The 1631-nt window shown below is 60.0% G+C and carries 2 protein-coding genes; one reads left to right on the forward strand and one right to left on the reverse strand.

Annotated features, from left to right (window positions below):
* Nucleotides 1-36: 36 nt before the first annotated feature.
* Nucleotides 37-810, reverse strand: a complete 774-nt coding sequence (locus tag ABYA88_RS16415) for a sulfite exporter TauE/SafE family protein (protein ID WP_373188453.1) — start codon at nt 808-810, stop codon at nt 37-39.
* Between the two features lie 125 nt (nt 811-935).
* On the opposite strand from ABYA88_RS16415, the gene ABYA88_RS16420 reads away from it, so the two are divergent.
* Nucleotides 936-1631 (forward strand): alpha/beta hydrolase family protein (locus tag ABYA88_RS16420; protein WP_373188454.1); only part of this gene is annotated, 696 nt, incomplete at its 3' end.

The following is a 1631-nucleotide window of genomic DNA, read 5'->3' on the forward strand; positions in this document are numbered from 1 at the left end:
CGGCTGAACATTATACAAGGGTGGTGGGGCGGTCAATCAGCCATACACTTTGTAGAAGTAAAACAGGCTCAGCCCCCAGCCGATCAAAATCACCAGGGTTCTCAGCCACGCGTCCGGCAGCCAGCGGGCCAGCCTGCCGCCGAAGTAACCGCCGGCGATGGTCCCGGTGAGCATGATAAGCAGCGCGGGCCAGTGAACGGCGCCGGCGATGACAAAGGTCAGCGTCGCCACGCTGTAGATGACCGATGACAGCAGGCTCTTGATCGCGTTGATCTCTACCACCTGGGTGCGACCGGCAATGGCCAGGCTGGCGATCATCATGATACCCATGCCGGCCCCGAAGAACCCGCCGTACAACGACACCAGCAACTGACAGATGAATCCCAGCGGCCCCAGGCGAAGCTTTTCTGAGCGCTCACGGCTGCCTGCGGCCAGTCTTGCCAGGGGCTTGCTGAAGGTGAATAGCAGCGTTGCTAGCAGCAGCAGCCAGGGTATCAGGCGGTAAAACAACTGGTCGCTGGTCAGCAGCAGCAATATGCCACCGCCGAGGCCGCCAATCATCGCCGCCAAGCCCAGTGGTAGCAGATAGGCATGCAGCGGCAGCACGCGTAGTTCGCGACGCAATGCCCAGGCGGTGGACAGGCTCGCCGGCCAGAGCGCAACCGCATTGGTGGCGTTGGCGCTGACCGGCGCGATGCCGGCAGCGAGCAAGGCCGGGAAGGAGAAAAAGGTTCCGCCTCCCGCCAGAGCATTCATCGCGCCACCTGCAAAACCGCCGCCGATAATCAAGGCGATGTGCCAAAATTCCATGTTGAGCTCGCTATCCAGTTCAGCTGCGCATTATACCGGCGAGCAGTCGTAGGCAAAGGATAGCTGGAGTACCTCGCAGCCGGGAAGCGTGACGTGCTTTACTGTCTTAATTTAGGGAGAAATCGATGAAACGAACCCGATTTGAATTTCCCAACGCGCAAGGTGACTCGTTGGCGGGGTTGCTCGAGATGCCAGACCAGAACGCACCGTGCGCGATGGCGCTGTTTGCCCATTGCTTTACTTGCGGCAAGGACAGCGCCGCCGCGTCGCGTATCGCCCGGCGTCTGGTTGATCAGGGTATCGGGGTGCTGCGCTTTGACTTTACCGGGCTGGGCAGCAGCGACGGTGAATTCGCCAACACCAATTTTTCCTCCAACATCCAGGATTTGCTCGCTGCCGCAGCCTACCTAGAAGAAAACTACACTGCTCCGCGTCTGTTGATTGGTCACAGCCTGGGCGGGGCGGCAGTGTTGGCTGCCGCGCAGCAGATAGACAGTGTCGAGGCCGTTGCAACGATCGCAGCGCCGTCCACGGCGACCCACCTCATGCATCTGTTTGCCGATGACCGTGCCGAGATTGAGCGCCAAGGCCACGCTCGCGTGGACTTGGCCGGCCGACCGTTTACGGTCAAGGCACAGTTTCTCGCCGATCTTGAGCAGTGGAATTCAGCGCAGCACATTGGCCTTCTGCGCAAGGCGCTGATCATCTTTCATTCGCCGGTCGACGAGTTGGTTGATATTGCCGAGGCCGCTGCGATCTATCAGGCCGCGATGCATCCCAAGAGTTTCATTTCTCTGGATGATGCCGACCATATGCTCAGC

Origin of the sequence: Halopseudomonas sp., from assembly GCF_041579695.1 — a bacterium.
GTDB lineage: Bacteria > Pseudomonadota > Gammaproteobacteria > Pseudomonadales > Pseudomonadaceae > Halopseudomonas.

What these genes read in the sequence shown, in the direction of transcription:
- ABYA88_RS16415 (WP_373188453.1), bottom strand. Translation starts at nt 810, where the DNA reads ATGGAATTTTGGCACATCGCCTTGATTATCGGCGGCGGTTTTGCAGGT.